The sequence below is a fragment of the Mucilaginibacter calamicampi genome, assembly GCF_042676765.1.
Lineage (GTDB): Bacteria > Bacteroidota > Bacteroidia > Sphingobacteriales > Sphingobacteriaceae > Mucilaginibacter > Mucilaginibacter calamicampi.
On record NZ_JBHTHU010000008.1, the window covers coordinates 1 to 740 of the forward strand.

At 53.3% G+C, this 740-nt stretch carries 1 protein-coding gene; it reads right to left on the bottom strand.

The features are described 5' to 3' along the window. On the bottom strand, window positions 1-271 hold a 271-nt coding region (locus tag ACFQZS_RS12145; RefSeq protein WP_377100574.1), incomplete at its 3' end, for a condensation domain-containing protein. Window positions 272-740: the final 469 nt, after the last annotated feature.

Consider the following 740-nt stretch of genomic DNA (forward strand, 5'->3'; position numbering starts at 1 on the left):
TGAAGCCGCTTTGCCAGCTGGTCAGCAATTCCTGTAATCCCGCTTCGCTGAGCCGGCTGATATCCTGGGTCTGCAGCGTGGGGGCATGGGGTTCGGAGGTATAGCGCTGTTTCCAGCCGCTTGCTTCTTTAAGGTATTGCATCCGCAATACATCGTGGTAGCCTACAAGGGTTTTTAGCGCGGATTCCAGTTGGCTTGTTTCCAGTTCGGGTACACGGATCAAAAAGCTTTGGTTCCAGTGGCCGGGCTTTTTAAAGCTGCCCTTATCCACCTGGCTCAAAAACCATTCCTGTACCGGCAGCAGGCTTAGTTCGCCAGTGAGCTGACCTTGTTCTGCTTTTACCGGGGATTGGCTTTGCCTGCTGCTCAGCAGGGCCGATAGCTTGCTGATCGTCCTGCATTCAAACAGGTCNCCCGATACGGAAGAAGTCGTCTGTTACTCCTACCCGTTCCAATCCCAGTACTTCCTGCCAGATTACGCACAGGGCCTGTTCTGCTTCCGTCTGAGGGGCCATGTAAGTTTCTTCTCCATGGGTCTGATCAGGCTCCGGCAGCGATCGCTTGTCCAGCTTCCCGTTTACGGTCAAAGGGAAACGTTCCAGCCACACATAGCTCACAGGTACCATGTATTCCGGCAGTTGGGCCGACAGGGCTGCTATCAGCTCTTCCTGCAGCTTGTTTTCCCCTGTATAATACGCTGCCAGGTATTTGTGAGTTCCTTTTTGCTTTAACTGTACGCT